Origin of the sequence: Nonomuraea sp. NPDC048882, from assembly GCF_040649755.1 — a bacterium.
In the GTDB taxonomy this organism is placed as follows: Bacteria; Actinomycetota; Actinomycetes; order Streptosporangiales; family Streptosporangiaceae; genus Nonomuraea; species Nonomuraea maheshkhaliensis.
Genome location: NZ_JBEZGB010000021.1, coordinates 117,842 through 141,514, shown reverse-complemented (window position 1 = coordinate 141,514; position 23,673 = coordinate 117,842). Strand labels below are relative to the sequence as shown.

The 23,673-nt window shown below is 72.7% G+C and carries 23 protein-coding genes; 16 read left to right on the top strand and 7 right to left on the bottom strand.

What is annotated here, in order from left to right:
- Positions 1-33 precede the first annotated feature (33 nt).
- On the bottom strand, positions 34-600 hold the full coding sequence (locus AB0C27_RS47530; RefSeq protein ID WP_357859890.1) for a TetR/AcrR family transcriptional regulator: 567 nt from the start codon (positions 598-600) through the stop codon (positions 34-36).
- Positions 601-684: 84 nt separating this feature from the next.
- Here AB0C27_RS47530 and AB0C27_RS47525 point away from each other — a divergent pair, with 84 nt between their 5' ends.
- The 4 genes from AB0C27_RS47525 (at position 685) to AB0C27_RS47510 (ending at position 4,083) form a co-directional block, all read left to right on the top strand.
- Positions 685-1,503 carry an NAD(P)H-binding protein gene (locus AB0C27_RS47525; RefSeq protein ID WP_357859887.1) on the top strand — a complete coding sequence of 273 codons (819 nt, stop codon included), beginning with the start codon at positions 685-687 and terminating at the stop codon, positions 1,501-1,503.
- Between the two features lie 23 nt (positions 1,504-1,526).
- On the top strand, positions 1,527-2,432 hold the full coding sequence (locus tag AB0C27_RS47520; protein WP_357859884.1) for a haloalkane dehalogenase: 906 nt from the start codon (positions 1,527-1,529) through the stop codon (positions 2,430-2,432).
- Positions 2,433-2,475: 43 nt separating this feature from the next.
- Positions 2,476-3,060, top strand: a complete 585-nt coding sequence (locus AB0C27_RS47515; protein ID WP_357859881.1) for a TetR family transcriptional regulator — start codon at positions 2,476-2,478, stop codon at positions 3,058-3,060.
- Positions 3,061-3,315: 255 nt separating this feature from the next.
- Positions 3,316-4,083, top strand: coding sequence for a hypothetical protein (locus AB0C27_RS47510; RefSeq protein ID WP_357859878.1), 768 nt, complete (start codon positions 3,316-3,318; stop codon positions 4,081-4,083).
- Between the two features lie 151 nt (positions 4,084-4,234).
- Here the strand turns inward: AB0C27_RS47510 and AB0C27_RS47505 are convergent, their stop codons facing one another.
- The 4 genes from AB0C27_RS47505 to AB0C27_RS47490 form a co-directional block, all read right to left on the bottom strand.
- Positions 4,235-4,453: a hypothetical protein gene (locus AB0C27_RS47505; protein ID WP_357859875.1), complete on the bottom strand. Its 219-nt coding sequence runs from the start codon at positions 4,451-4,453 to the stop codon at positions 4,235-4,237.
- 324 nt (positions 4,454-4,777) lie between these two features.
- A complete protein-coding gene (locus tag AB0C27_RS47500) occupies positions 4,778-5,791 on the bottom strand; it encodes an aminotransferase class V-fold PLP-dependent enzyme (protein WP_357859872.1) in 1,014 nt (337 codons plus the stop codon).
- 85 nt (positions 5,792-5,876) lie between these two features.
- The gene (locus AB0C27_RS47495; protein WP_357859869.1) at positions 5,877-8,927 is read right to left on the bottom strand and encodes a hypothetical protein; all 3,051 of its coding nucleotides are present in this window, start codon (positions 8,925-8,927) and stop codon (positions 5,877-5,879) included.
- 52 nt (positions 8,928-8,979) lie between these two features.
- Entirely contained in the window at positions 8,980-9,738 is a 759-nt protein-coding gene (locus AB0C27_RS47490) for an ABC transporter ATP-binding protein (protein ID WP_357859866.1), read from the bottom strand.
- A 164-nt stretch (positions 9,739-9,902) separates the two neighbouring features.
- Here AB0C27_RS47490 and AB0C27_RS47485 point away from each other — a divergent pair, with 164 nt between their 5' ends.
- The 9 genes from AB0C27_RS47485 to AB0C27_RS47445 all read left to right on the top strand — a co-directional run bounded on the left by AB0C27_RS47485 (position 9,903) and on the right by AB0C27_RS47445 (position 18,770).
- On the top strand, positions 9,903-10,922 hold the full coding sequence (locus AB0C27_RS47485) for an ABC transporter substrate-binding protein (protein WP_357859863.1): 1,020 nt from the start codon (positions 9,903-9,905) through the stop codon (positions 10,920-10,922).
- A 52-nt stretch (positions 10,923-10,974) separates the two neighbouring features.
- Positions 10,975-11,763 carry an ABC transporter permease gene (locus AB0C27_RS47480; protein ID WP_357859860.1) on the top strand — a complete coding sequence of 263 codons (789 nt, stop codon included), beginning with the start codon at positions 10,975-10,977 and terminating at the stop codon, positions 11,761-11,763.
- 87 nt (positions 11,764-11,850) lie between these two features.
- The gene (locus tag AB0C27_RS47475) at positions 11,851-12,588 is read left to right on the top strand and encodes a GntR family transcriptional regulator (protein WP_357859858.1); all 738 of its coding nucleotides are present in this window, start codon (positions 11,851-11,853) and stop codon (positions 12,586-12,588) included.
- A 133-nt stretch (positions 12,589-12,721) separates the two neighbouring features.
- Entirely contained in the window at positions 12,722-13,837 is a 1,116-nt protein-coding gene (gene solA / locus AB0C27_RS47470; protein ID WP_357859855.1) for an N-methyl-L-tryptophan oxidase, read from the top strand.
- Complete coding sequence (locus AB0C27_RS47465; RefSeq protein ID WP_357859853.1) at positions 13,834-14,883, top strand: ABC transporter substrate-binding protein; 1,050 nt, start codon at positions 13,834-13,836, stop codon at positions 14,881-14,883. The genes solA and AB0C27_RS47465 overlap by 4 nt, the downstream gene beginning before the upstream one ends.
- Complete coding sequence (locus AB0C27_RS47460) at positions 14,880-15,974, top strand: ABC transporter ATP-binding protein (protein ID WP_357859850.1); 1,095 nt, start codon at positions 14,880-14,882, stop codon at positions 15,972-15,974. Before AB0C27_RS47465 ends, AB0C27_RS47460 begins: the two co-directional genes overlap by 4 nt.
- Entirely contained in the window at positions 15,938-16,822 is an 885-nt protein-coding gene (locus tag AB0C27_RS47455) for an ABC transporter permease (protein WP_357859847.1), read from the top strand. The genes AB0C27_RS47460 and AB0C27_RS47455 overlap by 37 nt, the downstream gene beginning before the upstream one ends.
- Positions 16,819-17,625 (top strand): ABC transporter permease, encoded by an 807-nt coding sequence (locus AB0C27_RS47450; protein WP_357859843.1) that lies wholly within the window; start codon positions 16,819-16,821, stop codon positions 17,623-17,625. The genes AB0C27_RS47455 and AB0C27_RS47450 overlap by 4 nt, the downstream gene beginning before the upstream one ends.
- A 2-nt stretch (positions 17,626-17,627) precedes the next feature.
- A complete protein-coding gene (locus AB0C27_RS47445) occupies positions 17,628-18,770 on the top strand; it encodes an FAD-binding oxidoreductase (protein WP_357859840.1) in 1,143 nt (380 codons plus the stop codon).
- A 19-nt stretch (positions 18,771-18,789) separates the two neighbouring features.
- Here the strand turns inward: AB0C27_RS47445 and AB0C27_RS47440 are convergent, their stop codons facing one another.
- Positions 18,790-19,986 carry a cytochrome P450 gene (locus AB0C27_RS47440; protein ID WP_357859837.1) on the bottom strand — a complete coding sequence of 399 codons (1,197 nt, stop codon included), beginning with the start codon at positions 19,984-19,986 and terminating at the stop codon, positions 18,790-18,792.
- Between the two features lie 64 nt (positions 19,987-20,050).
- A complete protein-coding gene (locus AB0C27_RS47435; RefSeq protein ID WP_357859834.1) occupies positions 20,051-20,977 on the bottom strand; it encodes an RNA polymerase sigma-70 factor in 927 nt (308 codons plus the stop codon).
- 195 nt (positions 20,978-21,172) lie between these two features.
- On the opposite strand from AB0C27_RS47435, the gene AB0C27_RS47430 reads away from it, so the two are divergent.
- From AB0C27_RS47430 to AB0C27_RS47420, 3 genes are all read left to right on the top strand, one after another.
- Entirely contained in the window at positions 21,173-22,420 is a 1,248-nt protein-coding gene (locus AB0C27_RS47430; protein WP_357859831.1) for an FAD-dependent oxidoreductase, read from the top strand.
- 124 nt (positions 22,421-22,544) lie between these two features.
- Positions 22,545-22,739, top strand: a complete 195-nt coding sequence (locus AB0C27_RS47425; protein WP_346101828.1) for an MbtH family protein — start codon at positions 22,545-22,547, stop codon at positions 22,737-22,739.
- A gap of 43 nt (positions 22,740-22,782) precedes the next feature.
- Positions 22,783-23,607, top strand: a complete 825-nt coding sequence (locus AB0C27_RS47420) for a siderophore-interacting protein (RefSeq protein WP_357859828.1) — start codon at positions 22,783-22,785, stop codon at positions 23,605-23,607.
- Positions 23,608-23,673 lie beyond the last annotated feature (66 nt).

Below are 23,673 nucleotides of genomic sequence, written 5' to 3'. Positions count from 1 at the left end.
CCCCCCGCCCCGCCCGTCCGGGCGCGGGCGGGCTCAGGTCAGGGAGTCGATCCAGCGCTCCAGGCGGGCCCCTTCCGTGGCCATCAGGTCCGGGTCCCGGAAGGTGTTGGTCAGCAGGGCCGCCCCCTGGTACGAGGCGAACAGCGCCACCGCCAGCTCCTTGGCGTCCGCGCGTCCCATGGCCGCGAACTGCTCCTCCACCCACGCGAGCAGCCGGGCCATCACCGTGGCGATGGCCCGGTCCAGGCCGTCGTCGCGTTTGTCCAGCTCGGAGGCGAGGGTGCCGGTCGGGCAGCCGTACTGGGCGGTGAGGTCGCGCTCGCCGATCCAGCCCCGCAGCAGGGCCTTGAGCCGATCCCGGGGCTCGGCGAGCCGGCCCAGCTCGCCGAGCATCGTCTCCAGGTGGTGGCCGTGCGCCTCGATGGCCGCCTCGATGAGCTGGTCCTTCGTCTTGAAGTAGTAGTAGACGTTGCCCACGGGGACGTCGGCCGCGCGCGCGATGTCGGCCAGGGTCGTCTTCTCGACCCCCTGCTCGTGCAGCACACGCACGGCGGCGCCCGCGAGCCGTTCCCGCTTCCCCGCCCGGGTTGAGTTAGTCACCTGACTCACTATAGACAAGCGCCCCCGTGACTCGCTATGGTCTCGATCTAAGTCAGTCAACTAACTAACTCGCAGGAGCAGTTCATGATCGTAGTGACAGGTGCCACCGGCAACGTCGGCGGCGAGCTCGTCCGTCAGCTCGTCGCGGCCGGCGAGCGGGTGACCGCGCTCTCCCGCCGGCCCGCGACGTTCCCCGAGGGTGTCCGGCGCAGCGCCGGCGACCTGGAGGACCCGGCGACGCTGAAGGACGCCTTCGACGGCGCCGACGCGCTGTTCCTGCTCGTCGCCGGCCCCGACCCGCGCGCCGTCCTCGACGCCGCCAAGGCGGGCGGCATCAGGCGCGTCGTCCTGCTCTCCTCCCAGGGGGCGGGGACGAGGCCGCAGGCGTACGAGCATCCGGCCGCCTTCGAGCGGGCGGTGCGCGAGTCCGGGCTGGAGTGGACGATCCTGCGGCCGGGCGGCTTCGCCTCCAACGCCCTGGCCTGGGCCGAGCCGATCCGGGCGCACCGCACCGCCGCCGCGCCGTTCGCCGGGGTGGGGCTGCCGGTCGTCGATCCGGCCGACATCGCCGAGGTCGCGGCCGTGGTGCTGCGGCAGGACGGGCACGGCGGGCGTACGTACGAGCTGACCGGACCCGCGCCCGTCACCCCGCGCGACAGGGCCGCCGCGATCGGGCAGGCCATCGGCGCGCCGGTGAGCTTCGTCGAGCAGACGCCGGAGCAGGCCCGCGCGGAGATGCTGCGGTTCATGCCGGAGCCGGTCGTCGAGGGCACCCTGGCCATCCTCGGCACGCCGCTCGCCGCCGAGCAGCGGGTCAGCCTCGACGTGGAGCGCCTCCTGGGCCGCGCCCCGCGCTCCTTCGCCGACTGGGCCGTCCGCAACGCCGCCGCCTTCCGCCCATGACCACCGACAACGCCGGGAGCACCATGAGCACCACAAGTACCGCGGGCGTCCCCGCATATGGGGCCGGCCCCGCCATGCGCAGCCTGCCGGTCCTGGACTCCACGATCGCCTATCGGGAGCTCGGCGAAGGCGACCCGATCGTCTTCCTGCACGGCAATCCCACCTCCTCGCACCTGTGGCGGCACGTCATGCCCGCCGTCGGCCGCGGACGGCGGCTGGCGCCCGACCTGATCGGCATGGGGGAGTCGGGCAAGCCCGCGATCGGCTACACCTTCGCCGATCACGCCCGCTACCTGGACGCCTGGTTCGATGCCCTCGGCCTCGACGGTGTCGTGCTCGTCGGGCACGACTGGGGCGGCGCCCTGGCGTTCGACTGGGCCGCCCGCCATCCGGGACGGGTCCGCGGGATCGCCTTCACCGAGGCCATCGTCAAGCCGATGACCTGGGAGGAGTTCCCGGAAGGCGGGCGCGAGCTGTTCCGGGCGATCAAGACCGACGGCGTCGGGGAGACCATGATGCTGGACGACAACGCCTTCCTCCGCCAGGGCCTGCCCGTCACCGTGCCCACGCTGTCGGAGCAGGACCGGGCCGCCTACCTGCGGCCGTACCCGACCAGGGAGAGCCGGCTGCCGCTGCTGCGGTGGGCCCGCTCGATGCCGCTGGGCGGCGAGCCGGCCGACGTGGTGGCCAGGGTGGAGGCGTTCGACCGGTGGCTGGCCGCCAGCCCGGAGGTGCCGAAACTGCTGATCGGCTTCCGTCCGGGACCTGGCACGATGTGGACGGAGGAAACCCTCGCCTGGTGCGCGGAGAACATCGCCGCGCTGGAGATCCTGCGGCGCGAGGAGGCCGCCGGTCACCACACCCCCGAGGACCGTCCGGAGGTCATCGCGGCGGTCGTCGGCGAGTGGATGTCCAAGCGGGGATGGTGAGCGGCGGACAAAACCCAACAGTTGTTGGCCTACACTTGTTGTCATGGCCTTCACCGAACGCTCGGCGGCGACCAGGACCGCCATCCTGGCCGCCGCCAGGAAACTGCTCATCGAACGCGGCTACGAGGCCATGACGATCCGGGCGGTCGCCACCATGGTCGGCGTGGACCCGTCCATGGTCATGCGCTACTACGGCAGCAAGGCCGGGCTCTTCAGCGCCGCCGTGGACGTGGACCTGCGGCTCGGCATGGTCGAGCGGCCGCCGAGGGAACGGCTCGGCGAGCTGCTCGTCCGGCACTTCCTGGCCCGGTGGGAAGGCGATCTGGCCGACGACCTGCTCATCATGCTGCTGCGCTCGGCCAGCACGAACCCCATGGCCGCCGAACGCATGCGCGAGGTGTTCGAGACGCAGATCGCCGCGTTCGTGGCCGCCGCCACCGGGGCCGACGACGCCGCGCACCGGGCGGGGCTCGTCAGCAGCCAGGTGCTCGGCCTGGCCCTGACCCGGTACGTGCTGCGCTTCCCCCCGATGGCCGACGCCGACGTCGAGACCCTGGTACGCGACGTCGGGCCGGTGGTGCAGCACTACCTCGTGGGCGACCCTGTGCCGGCCCGCGCGCCGTCCTGAAAGTTTCACCGAAGTTCCGCAGGTGAGCGGGGCGTCGCCGGGCGCGCGGTTTGACGCCCGTCCCCGTGCGATCAAAGCTCGCACGGGGACGCCCCGGGGGGACTTCGCCGGGACCCACGGATGTTAGCGCTACCAGGATCGGAGGAGCGGCGTGAAGACACGTACGGGACGCCTGGCCATCCTGCCCGTCCTGCTCATCTGCGGGTTCCTGTTACCCGCCCCGCCCTGGCCGACACCAACCTGGCCGGGAACGCTATGCCGACGGCCTCGTACACCTCCCCCTGGGAGGGTGTCGCCGCCGTCAGCGACGGCATCGACCCGCCGAGCTCGAACGACACCGTCAACCGCCGCCGGGGCACCTGGCCGAACACCGGCAGCCAGTGGGCCGAGCTCGCCTGGGCCTCCGCGCAGACGATCAAGTCGGCCGAGGTGTACTTCTTCGACGACGGCGGCGGCGTGCGCGTCCCGGCCTCGTGGAAGCTGCAGCGCTGGACGGGCAGCGCGTACGCCGACGTTCCCGGCACGTACCCGATCGCCGCGGACGCCTACAACACGATCACCTTCGCCACGGCGGTGAGCACCACCCGGCTGCGCGTCGTCCTGCAGAGCGGGCAGGGGTCGGTCGGCCTGCTGGAGATCAAGGCGTGGGCCGCCGACCCGCCCGGCGGCGGCACCGGCTGGAACCCGCCGGCCGGCCTGGTCACCCCGCTGAACGCGGTCTGGCAGCACGTCGAGAGCACCTACCCCAACCTGTACGGCTTCCGGAACTACGGCTGGGGCCAGGTCATGGCCAACGGCGGCTCGCTCAACTACTGCGTACGGTGGGACACCGGCGCCACGGTGACGGCCGCGCAGCGTGACCAGATCCACGTCACGCTGGCCCGCCAGGTCAAGAAGTGGATGGACCTGATGAGAACGCCCCGCAGTGCGCCGAACGTTGTGGCCGCTTCTTCAACCAGAGCGGCAACTATCCCAACTGCCCGGGCGGCCCGTCGCACCACTACGACATGTCACTCTGGCTGACCGCCGGCTTTGGCGGCGGCGCGGGCGGCGACTGGGGGCAGCGGATCGGCAGCGAGTACTACCTGTCCAACCTCGACGCCGGTCGAAAAGGGGGGCCTGAGGCGCGTCGCCCCGGGGGAGCGGGCCGCGCGCCTCAGGCCCCCTCAGACCGTCAGCTCTGTGAACAGGCCGAGGTCTGCGGGGAGGCGATGGGTATCTCCACGCCCACGCCCGCGGCCTTGAGCCCCGGTGCGCAGACCTTGGTGTCGTTCAGCGCGTTGACGGTGCCGTCGACGGAGACGGGGCCGAACGCGGCCGCCGGAGCCGCGAGCGCGGACAGCGCTAGGGCGGCGGCGAGGGTTACGGTGCCGATACGGGTTGACTGGCGCATTCTGAAGTGCCCTTCTGTGTGACGGAGGGGGCCGATGATTTCCAAGGGTTCTTTTGCCGCTCGGGGTGACTACGGAACGTGACTGTTGGTTACGTTCCGCTTCCGGACACGCCAAGCGCAGATCCCCTTGACGGCTCGCCCGGGATCCGTCGGGGGCGGCCTGCGCCCGAATGCTTCGAAATTTCGTGAAATATAGCCTCTGACGTGGGCGCCCTCGGAGGCTAGGTCGGGTCAGGCCGGGCCAGATCGGTCAGGCCAGGTTGGGTCGGGTCGGCTCAGGCCAGTCGCGTCAGGTCGGGGTCGGGCCAGGTCAAGCCAGTCGCATCAGGTCAGGACGTCGAGCGCGCGGTCCACGTCGGCCTCGGTCGTGTAGACGTGGAAGCTGGCACGCACCCGGCCGGCCCGTACCGCAGCCCTGATCCCCGCCGCCTCCAGCCGCTCGCCCGGGGCGTCCACCGAGACGATGGCCGTGTCGGACGGCTCCAGGCCGAGGCCCGCGCGGAAACGGTTGGCCAGGGCCACGTCGTGCTCGTGCACCCGCTCGACGCCCAGCTCGTTCAGCAGCTCGATGGCCGGGGCGGCGCCGACGAAGCTGAACCACGCGGGCGACAGATCGAACGCCCGCGCGTCGCCGGCCAGGCGCAGAGGAGGTCCGTAGTAGGAGCCGCCGTCGTCGGCGCCGGCGTACCAGTTGGCGGCCAGCGGGCGCATGCGCTCCCGCAGTTGCGGCGACAGATAGGCGAACGCGGCCCCGCGCGGCGCCATCAGCCACTTGTACGCCGTGCACACCAGCGCGTCCACGCCCGCCACGTCCACCGGCAGCCAGCCGCACGCCTGCGAGGCGTCGGCGATGACGAGCGCGTCATGGGCCCGCGCGGCCGCCACGATGTCGGCCATCGGCGCGACATAGCCGCTCGCCGACTGCACCACGCTGAACGCCACGGCCGCGGTGTCACGCGTGATCGCGTCGGCCACCCGGTCGGCCGGGACTGTCACGATGTCGGCGGCCACCGCCCACGGGAACAGGTTGCTGGTGAACTCGACCTCGGGCACGACCACCTTGGCCCGGGGCGGCAGCGCCGTGGCCACGATCGACATGATCTGCGACACGTTCGACCCGACGCTCACATCGGCGGCGGGGGCACCGACGAGACGCGCGAAGGCCTCACGCGATCGGCCGACGGAGGCGTCCCACGGCTGCCAGTCGGTGCCGTGCCGCCACTCGGTCAGCACGGCCTGCAGATCGTCGAAGGCCCGGCGGGGAGGCAGGCCGTAGGAGGCGGTGTTCAGCCAGCCCGGGTGAGCGTCCCAGAGCTTGGCGGCAGAGGCGATGTCCATGAGATCAGCCTAAATCGGGCAGACTCGGCGGCCTCTGGTTGCGGTGTCGTTCGGGATCAGCGCAAAGCGAGGCGCGCTGGTGGGGTCAGCGTGCGGCGCGTTGCCATAGTGCGGGCCAGCCGCCGCGGCCCAGCCAGGCGGACGGGACCCGGAGGCCGTCCGTGGCGATCCGTTCGTTGAAGACGGCGAGGTCGGCGCCCAGTTCGACGGCCGCGGGGAACGCCCGCCGCCACGGCCCGTCCGGGTCGTCCAGGTCCGTACGGGGAAAGCCCGGCACGGCCGTCTCGCCCGGCCGCGTCACCGCGACAGTCGGCGGCCCGGCGTCCGGCCAGGAGGTGACCGCGATGACAAGCGCGCACAGCAGCGCCGTGTCGGCGCGGCGGGCCACATGGTCGGCGAGCACCGGGTCCCCGGCCCGCACCAGGCGGCCGAGCGCGGCGCGGATCCGGCGGGCCACCAGCTCCATCGAGCGGGCGGGGGCGATCGCCTCGTGCCTGGCCAGCCGGCGCAGCGAGCCGGGGAGCGGGGCGTCGGCGAGCAGCAGGGGGAGCCGGTCGTACTGGTCGCGCAGGCGCGGATCGAGGGCGGCGGCCAGGGCGCGCTCCAGAGGACGCACACCGGTGGCCCGCCACAGCGCGACCAGACCGGTCGCGGGGAGGCCGTGCCGGCAGGCCCGCTCGATCCGATCGGAGGACAGCCGCCGCAGCGCCGCCAGCCCTGCCGACGTCTGGGCCTCGGGGACGGCGACGGCGAGTTCCCGGGGTCCAGTGGCGGCGCCCGTGGGTACCTGACGTCCGGTAGCGGCGTTCGTGGGCGCCTGGGACCCGTGTGCGGCGCTTGCGGGTGCCTGGGCTCTCGGGGCGGCGTCGGCCGGTGCCCGGGAACCGTAGGTGGTGCTTGCGGGTGCCTGGGATCCGTGGGCGGTGCTTGTGGACGCTCGGGATCCAGGGGCGGCGTTCGTGGGCGTGCCGTCGCGGGCGGCGTACAGGCGGTCGAGGGTGTTCAGGGCCGCCACCACGTCAGGGGCCGTCATGACGTCCGCGACGAGCGCCGCCAGAGGGCCGCTCACCTCAAGAGACGCCCGCTCCGGCCGTCGCCGGGACGCCGGGCGCGGCCCCGGGAGCCGGTCGGGCGGTTCGGGTGCGGCGGGCGCGGGCACCGGCAGGCCGGCCACCCAGGCCAGCACGCGCTGCCGCAGCGCAAGCTCCGGGTCGCCGTTGAACCTGGCCCGGAACTCGTCGATCCGCCACCCGCGCGTGTGCTGGACGAGTTCGATGTTCGCGGCGATCGAGCCGTTCTCGTGGCGCAGCGCCAGCAGCACACACTTGCCCTGCGCCGCCGCTTCGGCGTAGTGCGGGGAGCCGATGCAATTCCCCATGTACGCCGACCACTGGGTAAGCATGCGGGCGTTGCGCGCGCACTCCACCCGCAACCGTGTACCGGGCAGGATCGTGCCGTCGCGCGCCGCCAGCGGCTCGGGCAGCGCGAAGTCGCGCGTGAACGCCTCCGTGAACCGGAGATCGGCGACCAGCCCCGTCACCAGCTCCTCCCACGTACGGCAGTGCCGGGGCGGCCGGCCGCCGAACGAGATCAGCTGCGCCGCCCCGGCCAGCGCCGCCGGGATCGACTCGACCGGCGGCGTGAGCTGCTCGTCGGGGCGGGGGAAGGGGTCCCAGTGGAGGTAGGGGTAGTTGGGGCCGGCGTCGACCTCCGCCCGTTCGTGGCCGTTGAGCTGGGCGAGCGCGTCGGCGAGCTCGGCGTACCAGAGGAGGTCCCCGGCCGTCTCCTCCTCTTCGGCCGCCGTGCCGGGCGGCCGGGCCGCCAGCCGTTCGCTCAGCGACGCCCGCGACTCCTCCTGGTGCGGCTGCGACCACGAGGCGGGGTCGCGCTGCGGGGTGTAGCCGGCGACGGCCCGCCACTCGCGCATCCCCGCGCCCGCCCAGGCGCCCGCCTGCGGGCGGGCCTCAAGGACGCGGTCGGTGACGGCCTCGATGACGACCTCCGCGTACTCGGTCGCCCTGGCCAGGCGCTGCCTGACGTACGGTTCGCGCGGGTCGTGCCGTTTGGCGGCCAGGTCCCTGACGTAGCAGCCGGGCCTGGCGGGCAGGCCGGCGAGCCCGGGCACCCGGCGGGCGGCCCGCCCCGCCTCGTCCGGCTTCATGAGCGCGGCGGCGGCGACGAGCTGGTCCGCGCACCGGGCGATGCCCTCGCGTACGCCGTGATCGGCCACCGCCACGGCGGTGCGCACCAGCACCGTGGCGGCCAGGGCGTCGGCCAGGACGCGCCGCATCAGCGCCGCCCGCTCCCACGGCTCCGGGAACCAGCGGGCCGCGTCCGCCAGCGACGGCTCGTGGCCCAGCTGCTGGGTGATGTGCGCGATCAGCAGCTCTTCCTCGTGGGCCTCGTAGCGGGCGGTCAGCTCCTCCAGCCTGGTCTGCCTGCCCTGAGTGGCCCGCAGCCGCTGCTTACGCCTGACCCGCTCCTGCTCGGCCGCCACCCGTCCCCACAGGTCGAGCAGCAGATCGAGACGGCGCCTGCGGGGGAACGGGGTGAGAACGCGCTCCAGATGACCGGCCATGGTGGACGCGGCGGCCTCCAAAGCCGGCTCCACGACGGCGGCCTCCGGAGCGGGCAGGCCGAGGCGCAGGACGCGTTCGAGTTGCTCGGCGCCGAGCACCCCGCTGGCGGCCGAGGCGAGCTGGAGGGCGGCCCAGCGGCCGTCGGCGATGGCCTGGCTCGCGGCGGCGGCCACCGGTTTGGTCGCCTCCGTCCCGAACAGCGCCACCAGCAGCCCCGCCCGCTCACCCAGCCGGTGCAGGCCGTCCAATCCCAGCACCCGTACGGCCGCCAGCACCGCGTCCCGGCGGTCGCCGCGCGCGCCGTCCAGCCGGGCCGAGACGAAACCCGGGCACAGCTCCACCCCCGCCCCGGCCGCCGTGGGATCGGCGGCGAGGAGCCGGCCGAGCTCGGCGACCGCGGGTGCCGGATCGGCCCCGGCGGGACCCACCACGACCGGTGCGCCCTCCGTGCCGTCCTCCGTGCCGCCCCCAGCGCCGTCCGCCGCCACCGGCCGCCCCCGCGCGTCCCAGACGTGCTGATCGCGTCCCGTCACCACCCCGAATGCCAGCCGCACCACACCCACATCATTCGGGCAAGAACGCCCAACCGGCAACCGCATTCCCGAGGAGTCAGGCCCGCCGGGCGCCGAGCACCTCGTGCAACTCGGCCGAGCAGCGGGCCAGCTCCTCGGCGTGCGTGCCCCGGCCCAGCGTGCGCGGACGGGGCACGTTCACCTCCACGACCGTGTGGACGCGCCCCGGACGCGGCGTCAGCACCACGACCCGGTCGGCGAGCAGCACCGCCTCCTCGATCGAGTGCGTCACCAGAACGACCGTGGCCGCGTGCTCCATGTGGATCTGCTGCAGCTCGATCGACAGCTCCTCCCTGGTCAGCGCGTCGAGGGCGGAGAACGGCTCGTCCATCAGCAGCACGCGCGGCCGCTGGATGAGCGCCCGGCACAGCGCCACCCGCTGCTGCATCCCGCCCGACAGCTCGTGCGGCAGCCGCCGGTGGAACGCCTCCAGCCCCACCATGTCCAGCAGCTCGCCCGCCCGCCGCCGGTGCTCGTCGCCGCGCCACCCGAACACCTCGACCGGCAGCAGCACGTTGCCCAGCACGGAACGCCACGGCAGCAGCGCGGGACGCTGGAACATGATGGCCACGTCACGGCGCGGCCTGACCACCGGGTCGCCGTCCACCAGCACCTCGCCCGAGCTGGCCGTCAGCAGGCCCGCGATCAGCCGCAGCAGGGTGGACTTGCCGCAGCCCGACCGGCCCACGACCGCCACGAACTCCCCGCCGGCCACGTCGAGATCGACCTCGCTCAGCGCCTCCACCGCACCCCGGCGCCCGCCGAACACCTGGGACACCTTGCTCAGCCGGATCACCTGGCGACCTCCTCGGCCCGAGCCGGACAGATCTCGCGCACGGACAGATCTCGCGCATCGATCAAGCCGGATCGATCTCGATCGTAAACGACGAATACCGCTTTCACCTGACGGAATCCCCCCGCGATATTGACCGGAGCCGTCAGGCCGTCATGATCGGTGTCATGAGGCGACTGCCGCGTGTCATCATGATCACCGCCATCGTCGCGACGCTCTCCCTCCCCGCCGGCTGCGGCTCGGGAGGCGAGGAGCCGTCGCCCGCCCGGCCCGCGGCCGACCGGGTCACCTACGTGACCGGTTTCGGCACCTTCGGCCGTGAGGCGTACGTCTACGTCGCCATGGACAAGGGCTACTTCCGCGAGGCCGGCATCGAGGTCAGCGTGCAGCCGGGCACGGGCAGCGGCGAGAACATGGCCGCGCTCGCCGGCGGCCGGGCCCACTTCTCGCCCATCGACTTCACCGCGATGCTGCTCACCGCCGGCGGCGGCAAGCCGACCGGGACGGTCGCGGTCGCCGCCGTCCACCAGCGCACGCTGGCGGCGCTCATGGCGCTCGGCGACAGCGGTATCAGCGAGCCCAAGGACCTGGAGGGCAAGACCGTCGGCGACACGGCCACGTCGGTGATCGCCATGATGTTCCCCACCTACGCCAAGCTCACCGGAGTGGACAGGACCAAGGTCAAATGGGTCAGCCTGCAGCCCGCGCAGCTGGCCGCCAACCTGGCTTCGGGCAAGGTGGACGCGATCGGCCAGTACGTGGTCGGCCAGCCCACCGTGCGCAACGCCGCCCGGGGCAAGGAGGTCAAGGTCCTGCCGTTCGGCGACGTCATCACCGACATGTACGGCTCGGCGCTGAGCACCTCCGCCACCCTCGCGGCCCAGAACCCCGACCTGGTCAGGCGGTTCACCGGCGCCCTGTTCAAGGGGCTCGCGTACGCGGTGGACAACCCCAAGGAGGCGGCCCAGATCCTGCTCGCGCACCAGCCGGCGCAGAACGCGGAGGCCGCGGCCGCCGAGCTGACCCTGATCGCCCCCTACGTGCGCCCGGACGGCGGCGCGCCGATGGGGGCGATGAGCCGCGAACGTGTCGAACGCGCGATCAGCGTCCTGCGCGAGGCCGGGGCCTTCACGGGCGAGGTGGCGCCGGAGTCGGTGGTGTCGTTCGACCTCGTCCCCAAGGGCTGAGCGTGGAGGACGGCGGGTGGCGCCCGCACGCGGTGATGCCGGAGGCCGGGTGATGGCGGAGGAGGACAGGCGGCGCAGGGACGCGGTGACGGCGGCGGGCTGGTCCGCGCTGGGCGTGGCGGCCGCGATCGGCGGATGGGCGCTGACGGCCGCGGCGTTCGCGATCCCGGAGATCATCCTGCCCTCGCCCGCCGCCGTGGTCACCGCCTTCCTGCGCCTGCCCGGCTACCTGCTGGAACAGGCCGCGATCACCCTGACGGAGACCGTGCTCGGCTTCGCGCTCTCGGTGGTCTGCGGGCTGGCGATCGGGCTGCTGATCGCGGCCTGGCGGGTGGCGGAGCTGATGTTCGCGCCGCTGCTGGTCGCCTTCAACGCCGTGCCCAAGGTGGCGCTGGCGCCGCTGCTGGTGGTGTGGATGGGCTTCGGGCAGCAGCCCAAGGTGGTCATGGCGCTGCTGGTGTGCTTCTTCCCCGTCGTGCTGTCGGTGGCCTCGGGGCTGACGTCCACGCCGCCCGAGCTGGTCGAGCTGGCCAGGTCGCTGGACACGCCGCGCGGGCAGACGTTCGTGCGGATCCGCCTGCCCGCGGCGCTGCCGCAGATCTTCGTCGGGCTGAAGGTGGCCATGCCGCTGGCCTCGGTCGGCGCGGTGATCGGCGAGTTCAGCGCGGGCGACGCGGGGCTCGGCTTCGTCATCGTCCAGGCCGGCGGCAGCGCGGACACGGCGCTCGCGTTCGCGGCCATCGCGCTGCTGGGCGTCATGAGCCTGGCGCTGTTCTACGCGCTGGTGCTGGCCGAGCGGCTGCTGCTGCCGTGGGTCAGGGAGACGTCCGCGGCGCGCTGACCGGGCGGGCGCTCACCTCGACGTACGCCGATAAGTTATAGCTAAACACCTATTGACATAACTAAAAGCTACAACGAGTATTTTGGCATGTCAGAACGTGACCTCTTGCTCCATGTGCGGATCCGCAAGGCGCTTGAGGCACGCATCCGTGACGGACAATGGGGGCCGGGCACCCGGATCCCCACCGAGGTCGAGCTCTGCGAGGAGTTCGGGGTCTCGCGCATCACCGTGCAACGGGCCCTGCGCGACCTCGCCGACGCCGGGCTCATCGTGCGCTTCCGCAAGCGCGGCAGCTTCGTGGCCCAGGCCGTCGGCCGGCACAACCTGCTGCGTTACACCGGCCTGCTGATCCAGGGCCCGGAGATGCCGGGCGACCACCGGGTCGTCTCCGCGCAGGTGCTGCCCGCCCAGGCGGCGCGGCTGCGGCTGCCGGGTGTGCCCGCCGATGAGGCGGTCGTCCAGATGGAACGGCACAAGCTGCGGTCCGACGGCACCGCGGCCAACATCGAACTGCACGTCCTGCCGTTCCGGCTGGCTCCCGACCTGCTGGACCAGCCGTTAGAACCGTTGACCACCCACGCCTACCTGCGCGATCGCGGGGTCGAGCTGGTGCGGGCCAGGCTCTACGTGGAGCCGCACGCCCTCACCGGGCCCCAGGCGGAGCTGTTCGCCCTGCCGGCGGGCGCGCCCGTCTTCCGCTGGACCCGCGAGACCTGGACCCGCCGCGGCGAGATCGCCGAGCTGGTCGAGATCGTCATCCCGGCCGGGTCCGAGCGCTTCTACGTCGAGACCGACCTGAGCGGCTCCTCCGACCACCACAGCTGAATCCCCTTTTCCCCAGCCGATCGGCCCATTTCCGTGCGCCGGGCCCGTGGCGTTCCCCGCCAGGCCCCCGGTGCCACGGTCCCCAGCCATGCCCCGACCCCCAGCCCAGCCATGCCCGAGAAGGAGCGGATCCATGATCTCTGTCGCCGTCGTCGGAGTCGGCGCCGTGGGCTCCATGGCCCTGTGGCGGCTGTCCGAGCGCGGCATCCCCGCCGTCGGATTCGACGCCTACGCGCCCGGCCACGACCGCGGCGCGGCCGGCGGCGAGTCACGGATCTTCCGCACCGCCTACAAGGAGGGGTCCGCGTACGTGCCACTGCTGCGCCAGGCCCGCGACCTGTGGGAGGAGCTGGAACGCCGCTGCGGCCGCCGCCTGCTCACCCCCGTCGGCGGCGTCACCGTCGGCCCGCGCGAGCACCCCTCGATCCGCGCCGTGCTGGACTCCGCCCGCGCCTTCGACCTGCCCGTCGAGGTCCTGACCGGCCAAGATGCCCGCGACCAGGTACCCGAGCACCCACTGCGCGACGGCGAGGTCATGGTGGCCGACCCCGAAGCCGGCCACCTGCGCCCCGAGCCCGCCGTGGTGGCCGCCGCCGCGGCGGCCGAACAGGCCGGCGCCCGCATCGCCCGCTACACCCCCGTCACGGAGGTACGCGAGGACGAGGCGGGCGTCACCGTCGTCACCGCGGAAGGAGAGCGACGCTTCACCCACGCCGTCGTGGCCCCCGGCCCGTGGGCGCGCACCCTGCTCCCGCACGAGCCGATCGTGGCCAAGGCGATCACCTCGACCTGGTTCCCGCGCCGCGACGAGAGCCTGTTCGACCCCGGCCGGTGCCCGATCGCGATCCGCGTCGGGGAGCCCGCCTACTCCTGCTTCCCCTCCGTGGACGGCGCCGGCGTCAAGGTCAACCTGCACGTGCCGTGGCGGGAGATCGGCTCGCCGGAATCGCTGGCCCGCAGCGTCCCCGCCGCGTACGTCAGGCAGGTTGCGCGGGCGGTCGCCGCCACGCTGCCCGGCCTGCGGCCCGACCCGGTGCGCGTGGCCACGTACGCCGACGCCTTCACCCCCGACGGCCACGGCCTGCTCGGCCGGCGGGGCCGCACCGTCGTCGCCGCCGCCTTCAGCGGGCACGGCTTCAAGCTCGCCCCCGTCTTCGGCGACATCGTCGCCGACCTGGTCGAGAGCGGCGCGACCGCGCGCGGCATCGGCCACCTAGCCCCGGACCGCCCCCTACGGAGGTCGCCATGAAACCCGTGACGCCGATCGCCGGCCTCATGCTCGCCACCCTCGCCCTGTCCGCCTGCGCCGCGCCCAACCCGTCCGCCGCCCCCGGCACGCTGATCGTCGCCGGATACGGCGGCTCGTACGAGGAGGCGTTCAAGCAGTCCGTCATCCCCGGCTTCGAGAAGTCCTGCTCCTGCCGCGTCACCTACATCTCCGGCAGCTCCACCGACACGGTCGCCAAGCTCAAGGCCCAGCAGGCCGCCCCGCAGATCGACGTCGCCCTCATCGACGACGGCGTGCAGAACCAGGCCGTGCAGGCGGGTCTGCTGGCCAAGCTCGACCCCAAGACCGTCACGAACCTGGCGAACGTCATCGACCTGGCCCGCCTGCCCGGCGACGTCGGCGTCGGCTTCTCCCTGAACGCCACCGGCATCGCCTACAACACCGACTACTACGCCAAGAACGGCCTGCCCGCCCCCAAGCGGCTGTCCGACCTGGCGCACGCAGGCCTCAAGGGCAAGCTTGTGATGCCGTCCATCACGCAGACGTACGGACTGGGCGCCCTGCTCATGGCGGCCAAGGTCGGCGGCGGATCCGAGCGCGAGGTCGACCCCGGCTTCGCCGGCATCAAGAAGGTCGCGGCCAACGCCGTCACGTTCGACACCACCGCCGACGTCTCCAACTACTTCCTGCAAGGCCAGGCCGTGGCCAGCGTCTGGGGCAACTCGCGGGTGCAGATGCTGGCCAAGAAGGGCTTCCCGGTCGAATTCGTCTACCCGGAGGAGGGCGCCCTGCCGCTGATCGCCACGGTGAACGTGGTGAACAAGGCACCCCACCCCGACCTGGCCCAGAAGTTCGTCAACACGCTGCTCGAACCGGCGGCCCAGAAGACCATGGCCGAGTCCAACTTCAACGGCCCCACCGTCAAGGGCGTCCAGCTCGACCCCGCCCTGGCGGCGAAGGTGGTCGGCCAGGACCGGGCCACCGAGCTGCGCAAGCTCGACTGGGCCGTGATCAACGAGAACCGCGCCGCCTGGACCGACCGATGGACGAAGGAGGTCGAACAGTGACGAGCACCCCCTTGACGAGCGCGAAGACGCCGCCAGGGACGGACGCCCCGCGCGGGCGGCTGCGCCTGGACGGCGTGCGCAAGGTCCTGGGCGGCAAGGAGGTCGTCTCGGCAGTGGACCTGGAGACCGAGCCGGGCGAGTTCCTCACCCTGCTCGGCCCGTCCGGCTGCGGCAAGACGACCACCCTGAACATGATCGCCGGCCACCTGACCGCCGACGGCGGCCTGATCGAGGTGGACGGCCGCGACATCACCACGGTCGCGCCGCACCGCCGCTCCATGGGCATGGTCTTCCAGTCCTACGCCCTGTTCCCGCACATGACCGTCGCCGACAACGTCGCGTTCGGCCTGCGCATGCGCAAGGTCACCGCCGCCCGGCGCGGAAAACAGGTCGCCGAGGTGCTGGAGCTGGTCGGCCTGGACGGCATGGCCGAGCGGCATCCACGCCAGCTGTCCGGCGGCCAGCAGCAGCGTGCCGCGCTGGCCAGGGCCCTGGTCATCCAGCCCGACCTGCTCCTGCTCGACGAGCCGTTCTCCAACCTCGACGCCCAGCTGCGGGTACGCCTGCGCGACGAGGTCTCCTCGCTGCAACGCAGGATCGGCACCACCACCATCCTCGTCACCCACGACCAGGAGGAGGCGCTGGCGGTCTCCGACCGGATCGCGGTCATGGCCGACGGCGTCATCCACCAGCTCGACCGGCCCCAGGAGGTCTACCTGCGCCCGGCCACGGACTTCGTGGCCCAGTTCATCGGCGAGGTCAACGCCCTCGACGGCACCGCCGCCGGCGGCGGGACCTGCGTGGTCGCGGGCAGGAAGGTGTCCGCCACCCCCGTGGGGCGGGCCCCGGCCGAGGGCGCCGCCGTGCGCGTGTACGTACGGCCGGAGGTCATCCGCGTCGGCGACGATGGGGAGGGGCTGCGCGGGACCGTACGCGACACCCGGTTCCTCGGCTCACGCATCCGCTGCGTCGTGTCCACCCCGGCCGGAGAGGTGACGGCGGCGCTGCCGTTCGACGCCCGCGTGCCCGAGCCGGGGGAGGAGGTGACCTGCTCATGGCGGCCGTCGGACGCGTCGCTGGCGGCCCGGTGACCGCAGGGGCGGGCCGCCCGAGCCGGCGCACGGGACTGCTGCTGGCGCTGCCCGCCCTCGTGATCTTCGCGCTGCTGTTCGTGGCGCCGCTGTTCACGCTGGTGGCCAACAGCTTCAGGACGCAGACCGGGGCGTTCACGCTCGGCAACTACGCGCGCTTCCTCGGCGACCCGTTCTACCGGGACGTGCTGGGGAACACGCTGAAGGTCGCCGGCCTCACCACGCTCGGCTGCCTGCTCGTCGGCTACCCGTTCGCGCTCTATCTGCGCGGGCGCTCGCCCAGGGTGCGCAACTGGCTGGCGCTGCTCCTGCTGTCGCCGCTGCTGATCAGCATGGTCATCCGCGCGTACGGATGGCTGGTGGTGCTCGGGCCCAACGGGCCCGTGGCCTCGGCGATCAAGTGGTTCGGGCTCACGCCGCCGCAGCTGCTCTACAACGACACCGCCGTGCTCATCGGCATGGTGCACGTGATGCTGGCGTACATGGTGCTGCCGCTCATGGGCAGTCTCGACCGGATCGACCCGACGCTCGTACCAGCCGCCAAGGGGCTCGGCGCGCCCGGCTGGACCTGCTTCTGGCGGATCACGCTGCCGCTGTCGGCGCCCGGCATGCTGGCCGGGGCGATGATCGTGTTCAGCTTGACGGCCTCCAGCTTCGTCACGCCGGCCATCCTCGGCGGCCCCAAGGTGAAGCTCATGCCGTACTTCGTCTACACCCAGGCCACGACCACGCTCGACTGGCCGTACGCGGCCGCGATCGGTTTCGTGCTGGTGGTCGTCACGACCGGGCTGCTGCTCGGCTACTCGCGGCTGCTGCGGCGGGGCAAGGGGGAGGTGGTGTTCGGATGACCCGGGTGTTCGGCGGTCTGTTCGCCGCGCTGGTGGTGGCGTTCCTCATCGCGCCCGTCGCGGTCACCGTGGCCTCCTCGCTGACCACGACGCCGTACGTGACGTTCCCGCCGCAGGGCATCACGCTGCGCTGGTACGCCGAGGTGCTGGGCAAGCCCGAGTTCCTGTCGTCGTTCGCGCTCAGCGCGGGGGTGGCGCTGGCCGCGGCGGCGATCTCGGCCGTGGTGGGGCTGGCCGGCGGGCTGGCCATCCACCGCTACCGCTTCCCTGGCCGGGCGGCGCTGGAGACGGTGCTGTCCAGCGCGTTCGCGGTGCCCACGATCGTGCTCGGCATCGGGCTGCTGCAGTGGTTCGCGCAGATGGGGCTGGCTTCCAGCCCGTTCACGCTGCTGCTGGCGCACCTGGTGCTGACCGTCCCGTACGCGGTGCGGCTGGTCCTGGCCGGGCTGTCCGGGCTGGACCGCGCGGCGGAGAAGGCCGCGGCCGGGCTGGGGGCGCCGCCGTTCCTGGTGTTCTGGCACGTCACCCTGCCTGCCGTGCGCGGGGCGCTGATCGGAGGGGCGTTCTTCGCCTTCATCACCTCCTTCGACGACCTGACGGTGGCGCTGTTCGTGGTCACCACCGATCTGCAGACGCTGCCGGTGCGCATCTTCAACTACATGCAGTACGACTACGACCCCACCGTCACCGCCATCGGCACCCTGATGGTGCTGTTCGCGCTGGTCGCGGTCGTCGTCATCGAACGATTCGTCGGCGTCGCCAAACTCTTCGGCGCCGATGAGGAGCACAAGGGAAAGGAATGAGCGTGCGAGTCGTCGTCATCGGCGCGGGGGTGCTCGGAGCCGCGGTCGCGGCCGGGCTGACCCGGCGCGGCGCGCGGGTCACGGTGCTGGAGGCGCGGACCCCGGGGGCCGGCACGTCGTCCACCTCCGTCGCGTGGGTCAACGCCAACAACAAGACGCCGAAGGAGTACTTCGACCTCAACCACGCCGCCGTCTGGGCCCACCACCAGCTGCCCGGCGACTGGTTCTTCCCCACCGGCAACCTCGAATGCGCGGTCTCCGACGAGCACAAGGAGCAGCTCGAAGCCCGCGTCGGCCGGCTGATCACCATGGGTTACCCGGTCGAGCGGGTGACCGCCCGGCGCGCCCTGGCCCTGGAGCCGGACCTGGTGCCCCTTCCGCCCGGCACCGAGTACGTGTTCTTCCCCGGCGAGGCGTACGTCCAGCCGCTGCGCCTGCTGGGCCGCCTGCTCGGCGAGGCCCGCGACGGCGGCGCCACGGTCGAGTGCGGTGCCGAGGTGACCGCGATCGACGCGTCCGGCTCGGGCGCGAAGGTGACGATCGCCGACGGGCGCACGTTCGCCGGCGACGTGGTCGTCACCTGCGCCGGCCGCTGGACCGAGAGGGTCGCCGCCCTGGCCGGGGCCACCGTCCCGATGCTGGACCCGGCCGTGTCCGGCACGGTCACCAACGGCTTTCTCGTCACCACCGCCGCGCTGCCCGCCCGGCTGTCGCGCGTCCTCACCACCGCCGCGCTCAACCTGCGCCCCGACGGCGGCGGGCGGCTGCTGCTGCAGTCGCTGCTCCTGGACGGCCTGGCCCGCCCGGACGCGCCCGTGCCCGGCGAGGTGATCAGCGAGATCCTGACGCTGCTGCCCGGCGTCCTGCGCGGCACGGAGGGCGCCAGGGCCGAGCGGGCGGTGGTGGGCCGGCGGGCCATGCCCGGCGACGGGCTCACCGTGGCCGGCTTCGCCGACGCCGGCCGGCGGGTCTACACGGTGGCCACGCACAGCGGGGTCACGCTGGCGCCGCTGCTGATGGAGGAGGTCGCGGGGGAGGTGTTCGGGCGGGAGTCGGCGCTGCTGGCGCCGTTCCGTCCGTCCCGCTTCGCCGACGGCACGGCCGGCCCGGCCCCCGCTCCGGCCCGCCGCCCCGGCCAGCAGTGACGGCGGGCCGCCTGTTCGCTCACCAGGTGACCGGGAGTTCGCGCACGCCGTAGACGACGGCCTCGGCCTTGTACGGCAGTTCCTCGGCCGGCACGGCCAGCCGCAGGCCGGGGACGCGGCGGAACAGGGTGCCGAAGACGATCTCCAGTTCCATCCTGGCCAGGTTCTGGCCGAGGCACTGGTGCGGGCCGAAGCCGAAGGCGAGGTGATGGCGGGCCCCGCGCTCGACGTCCAGTTCGCCCGGTTCCGTGAACACGGCGGGGTCCCAGTTGGCCGACAGGGTCGAGACGACGACACCCTCACCGGCCCTGATGCTCACCCCGCCGATCCGCACGTCCTCGGTGGCCACCCGCGTGGTGACCCCGTCGGCGACGGCGAAGTAACGCAGCAGCTCCTCCACGGCCATGGGCGTCCTGGCCGGATCGTCCTTGATCACGGCCAGTTGTTCCGGACGGGAGAGCAGCCCGACCACACCGAGCGAGATCATGTTCGCCGTGGTCTCGTGCCCGGCGGTCAGCAGCAGGAAGGCCAGGCTCACCAGGCTCCCGTGGTCGACGGCGCCCTCCTGCCGCTGCCGGGCGATCTGCCGGCCGAGCAGGTCGTCGCCGGGCGCCGACTCCTTGCGGGTGACCAGGTCGTCCAGGTAGGCGCGTAGTTCGGCGAACGCTCGCTGCCGGTCTTCGAGCGAGGTCCTGCTCACCATCATGGCGGCGCGGCTCTGGAAGAAGTCGTGGTCGGCGTACGGGACGCCGAGCAGCTCGCAGATCACCAGGGAGGGCACCGGCAGGGACAGCGCCCGTACCAGGTCGGCCGGGCGCTCGCCGGCGAGCAGGTCGTCGATGAAGTGGTCGGCGATGCTCTGGATCCGCGGGCGCAGCGCGGCCAGCCGCCGCACGGTGAACTCGCCGATCACCGGCCGGCGGGCCGCGGCGTGCTCCGCGCCGTCCATGCCGAGCAGCAACGGCGGCTGCTCGCGGAGCTGCCGCAGGGTCGCGGGATCGAGGGAGTAGAGCGGGAAACCGTCCTTGCGCTTGTCGGAGGAGAAGCGGGGGTCGGCGAGGACGGCGCGGCCCTCCTCATGCCCGGACACCCACCACGCCTCACCACCGGAGGTCAGGCGGACCTTGCTGATCGGCGCCCGCTCGCGCAGCCGCTCGTAGGCGGGGGGCGTGGCGAACGGGCAGCCACGCTCGACCGGCAGCTTGAGATTCGTCATGAAAGACCTCCCAGTAGTGGATCTTCGTTTCGTGCTCGTGGCGGCCCCGTCTCGGCGCCGGGGTTCAGCGCAGGGTGAGCGGGGTCTCGGACGCGATGCGGGTCAGCTTGTGCGGGTTGCGGACGTAGTAGAGGCCGGTGATGCGGGCGTCCTCGACCCGGACCGCGATGACGCCGTCGATCTCGCCGTCCAGGCGGAGCAGGAGCGCCGGATTGCCGTTGACCACGGCGGGCTCACTGGTGAGCGCGAAACGGGCCTTGCCGAGACCACTGACGATCATGCGGGCCACCCTGCCGGCGCCGGTGACCGGCTGCGGCGCGGCCTGTTTGACGCCGCCGCCGTCGCTCAGCAGGACGACGTGCGGGGCGAGCACGTCGAGCAGGCCCTGGAGATCCCTGGTCTCCAGCGCGCGCTGGAACGACTCCAGCACCACCCGGGTCTGACCCGGGGAGACCACCTCGCGCGAGTGGCGGGACTCGACATGCCGGCGGGCGCGGTGCGCGATCTGCCGGACGGCCGCCGAGCTCTTGCCGACGGCGGCGGCGATCTCCTCGTGACTGATGCCGAAGACCTCACGCAGGACGAAGACGGCGCGTTCCGTGGGGGAGAGCGTCTCGAGGACGAGCATGAGCGCCATCGACACACTCTCGGCGAGCTCCACGTCCTCGGCCACATCCGGTGTGGTGAGCAGCGGCTCGGGCAACCAGGGGCCGACGTAGTCCTCCTTGCGGCGCCTGATGGCGCGCAGCCGGTCGAGCGCGCGCCGGGTGGCGATCCGCACCAGGTAGGCGCGCTGGTCGTGCACCTGCGCGAGGTCGACCTTGACCCACCGCAACCAGGTCTCCTGCAAGGCGTCCTCGGCGTCGGCCGCTGAACCGAGCATCTCGTAGGCGACGGTGAACAGCAGGTTGCGATGGGCTAGGAACGCCTCGGTCGCCGGATCCGTCCGGTTACCTGCCGTGCCCTTTGCCGCGTCGCCGCGCTCGTTCATGCCTGGCTCCTGCCTGTCCACCCGTCGCTGCTCTGTGCACAAGGCGTTGGAGCCCGCCGTTGTGTGACACCCGTGCTCAGTGACACGCGTCACATGGCGGCGCTGTCACAGAGCGCCGGGCGCCGGCGCCGCATGGTCAGGACGCCGCGTTCACGACGAGCGCGGCAGACGCAGACGAACCGACAGGAGCCGCACATGAAGCACCGCATCGTCGTCCTCGGCGCCGGTTACGCCGGGGCCTACGTGGCCGGGAACCTGGCCCGCCGGCTGTCCCCGGAGGACGCCGAGATCACCGTCGTCAACGCTGTGCCGCACTTCGTCCAGCGCATGCGGCTGCCCCAGGTCGCGGCCGGGCGAGAGGTCGAGGTGCCCGAGCTCGCCGACGTCTTCGCGGGTACGGGGATACGACTGCGCCTGGCCCGCGTCACCGCCATCGATCCCGAGCGCCAGGTCGTCACCGCCTCCGCCTCCGCCAGCGGCGGCGAACTCGGCTACGACACACTTGTCTACGCGCTCGGCAGCCACGTCGCCGACCATGGCGTCCCCGGCGTGGCCGAGCACGCCTTCGATGTCACCGGCCGGCCCTCGGCGCTGCGCCTGCGCGAACGCCTGGACAGGCTGGACATGCGGGGAGAGGGCAGGAATGTGGTGGTCGTCGGCGACGGGCTGACCGGCATCGAGACCGCCACCGAGATCGCCGAGTCGCGGCCCGGCCTGTCGGTGACGCTCATCGCCCGCGGCGAGCTGGGCGCCCGGCTGTCCATCGGAGCCCGCACCCATCTGCGCCGGGCCTGCGACCGGCTGGGCGTCACCGTCCTGGAGCACACCAGCGTCGCGGCCGTCGAGCCGGCGCGAGTGCTGTGCGCCGACGGCACCGCCCTGGTGTCCGGCGCGACCGTGTGGGCGGCCGGGTTCGCCGTCACCCCCATCGCCGCCGTCGCCGGGCTGGAGGTCACCGGGCACGGTCAGATCGTCGTCGATCGCACCATGCGGTCGGTCTCACACCCGAACGTCTACGCCATCGGTGACAGCGTCCACGCCATCGGCGACAACGGCCGGCCGCTGCCGATGTCCTGCGCGTCGGCCGGCCACACCGGGCGGCAGGCCATCGAGGCGATCGTGGGCCGCCTGACCGGGCGCACCGTCGCGACCACCGAACTGACTCACACGTACAACCTAGTCAGCCTCGGGCGGCGGGACGGGATCCTGCAGACGTTCGACGAAGAAGGACAGGCGAAACCGCACCACAACGGCGGCCGGATGAGCGCGCACCTCAAGGCGGGCGTGCTCACGATGGCGCTGTGGGCCACCCGGCACCCCACCTACGCCTTGCCCAGACGCAGGCACCGCCTGGCCGGTGAGTTCGCCGGCGCCGCTCAGCCGTCGTACCACTCGGGCGCGGCGCCCGTGAACGAACCCGGGGCCGGACCGGGCTTGACGTAACCCCGTGCGTCAGTGTCCGGCACCCCCGGCGGGTGTCGCACCCCTCAGGGCCCGGTTCCTTCTTGACAGATCGGGACTTTCCGATCAAATTAGGCAAGGCTTACCTAACTGAGGAGCGGAGCCCATGAATCCCTTCGACGACCCGGACGGCGAGTTCCTGGTCCTGGTCAACCACGAGGACCAGCACTCCATCTGGCCCTCCTTCGCGGCCGTGCCCGACGGCTGGGAGGTCCGTTTCGGGCCCGACGCGCGGGCGGCCTGTCTCGCGTACGTGGCCGGCAACTGGTCCGACCTGCGCCCCCGCAGCCTCCGCCGGTGAATCTACAACGTAAAGGCGCCCGTTCGCGAAAGAGGATCCCCGCGTGGCCCGCAGCAACCTGAACAGCGCCAGGATCAAGCCCAGGACGTCGGAACTCCTCGTCCTGCGGGTCCTGCGCCGCGAGCGCCTGTCGCCGCACTTCGCCCGCGTCACGCTCGGGGGCGGCGATATCGAGCGGTTCACGCCCATGGGGTACGACCAGTGGTTCCGCCTCTTCCTGCCCGTCTCGGCGAACTCGCTGACCCGCCTCCCGCCCAGGCTCACCACGCTCAGCTACGCCCGGTTCCTGACGATCTCGAAGACCGACCGCCCGGTGCTGCGCAACTACTCCGTACGCGCCTACCGCCCCTCCGGCCCTGAGGGTCCCGAGATCGACGTGGACTTCGTGCTGCACGGCTCCGCCGCCGACGGCACGGCCGGTCCGGCCGCCACGTGGGCGGAGACCTGCGCGCCCGGCGACAGCGTGGCGCTCATCGACGAGGGCATCGGCTTCAACCCGCCGCCCGGGACGCGGCGGGTCGTCCTGGCGGCCGACGAAAGCGGACTGCCCGCGCTCGCCGGCATCCTGGCCTCCCTGCCCGCCGACGCCCGAGGGCACGCGCTGGCCGAGATCCCCTCAGCGCAGGACCGGCAGCCACTCGACCACCCCGAGGGGGTCGAGGTGAGCTGGATCGTCCGCGACGACCCCGGCGCGGTGCCCGGCGCCGCGGCGCTGGCGGCGGCGCAGGCCCTGCCCGTGCCCGAGGAGCCGTGCTACGGCTGGGTGGTGGGGGAGTCGGAGCTGCCCGTACGACTGCGGCGGCACTGGGTACGGGCCGGGATGCCGAAGGAGCACATCATGTTCTGCGGCTACTGGCGCCACCACTGACCCCTGGGCTGAGCGGCGCGCTGTCACCGGCGGCCGGAACGCGGCAGGGGGCCGGCCGTGACCCCG

What these genes read in the sequence shown, in the direction of transcription:
- AB0C27_RS47525 (WP_357859887.1), top strand. Translation starts at nt 685, where the DNA reads ATGATCGTAGTGACAGGTGCCACCGGCAACGTCGGCGGCGAGCTCGTC.
- AB0C27_RS47520 (WP_357859884.1), top strand. Translation starts at nt 1,527, where the DNA reads ATGAGCACCACAAGTACCGCGGGCGTCCCCGCATATGGGGCCGGCCCC.
- AB0C27_RS47515 (WP_357859881.1), top strand. Translation starts at nt 2,476, where the DNA reads ATGGCCTTCACCGAACGCTCGGCGGCGACCAGGACCGCCATCCTGGCC.
- AB0C27_RS47510 (WP_357859878.1), top strand. Translation starts at nt 3,316, where the DNA reads ATGCCGACGGCCTCGTACACCTCCCCCTGGGAGGGTGTCGCCGCCGTC.
- AB0C27_RS47505 (WP_357859875.1), bottom strand. Translation starts at nt 4,453, where the DNA reads ATGCGCCAGTCAACCCGTATCGGCACCGTAACCCTCGCCGCCGCCCTA.
- AB0C27_RS47500 (WP_357859872.1), bottom strand. Translation starts at nt 5,791, where the DNA reads ATGGACATCGCCTCTGCCGCCAAGCTCTGGGACGCTCACCCGGGCTGG.
- AB0C27_RS47485 (WP_357859863.1), top strand. Translation starts at nt 9,903, where the DNA reads ATGAGGCGACTGCCGCGTGTCATCATGATCACCGCCATCGTCGCGACG.
- AB0C27_RS47480 (WP_357859860.1), top strand. Translation starts at nt 10,975, where the DNA reads ATGGCGGAGGAGGACAGGCGGCGCAGGGACGCGGTGACGGCGGCGGGC.
- AB0C27_RS47475 (WP_357859858.1), top strand. Translation starts at nt 11,851, where the DNA reads ATGTCAGAACGTGACCTCTTGCTCCATGTGCGGATCCGCAAGGCGCTT.
- solA (WP_357859855.1), top strand. Translation starts at nt 12,722, where the DNA reads ATGATCTCTGTCGCCGTCGTCGGAGTCGGCGCCGTGGGCTCCATGGCC.
- AB0C27_RS47465 (WP_357859853.1), top strand. Translation starts at nt 13,834, where the DNA reads ATGAAACCCGTGACGCCGATCGCCGGCCTCATGCTCGCCACCCTCGCC.
- AB0C27_RS47455 (WP_357859847.1), top strand. Translation starts at nt 15,938, where the DNA reads ATGGCGGCCGTCGGACGCGTCGCTGGCGGCCCGGTGACCGCAGGGGCG.
- AB0C27_RS47450 (WP_357859843.1), top strand. Translation starts at nt 16,819, where the DNA reads ATGACCCGGGTGTTCGGCGGTCTGTTCGCCGCGCTGGTGGTGGCGTTC.
- AB0C27_RS47440 (WP_357859837.1), bottom strand. Translation starts at nt 19,986, where the DNA reads ATGACGAATCTCAAGCTGCCGGTCGAGCGTGGCTGCCCGTTCGCCACG.
- AB0C27_RS47435 (WP_357859834.1), bottom strand. Translation starts at nt 20,977, where the DNA reads ATGAACGAGCGCGGCGACGCGGCAAAGGGCACGGCAGGTAACCGGACG.
- AB0C27_RS47430 (WP_357859831.1), top strand. Translation starts at nt 21,173, where the DNA reads ATGAAGCACCGCATCGTCGTCCTCGGCGCCGGTTACGCCGGGGCCTAC.
- AB0C27_RS47425 (WP_346101828.1), top strand. Translation starts at nt 22,545, where the DNA reads ATGAATCCCTTCGACGACCCGGACGGCGAGTTCCTGGTCCTGGTCAAC.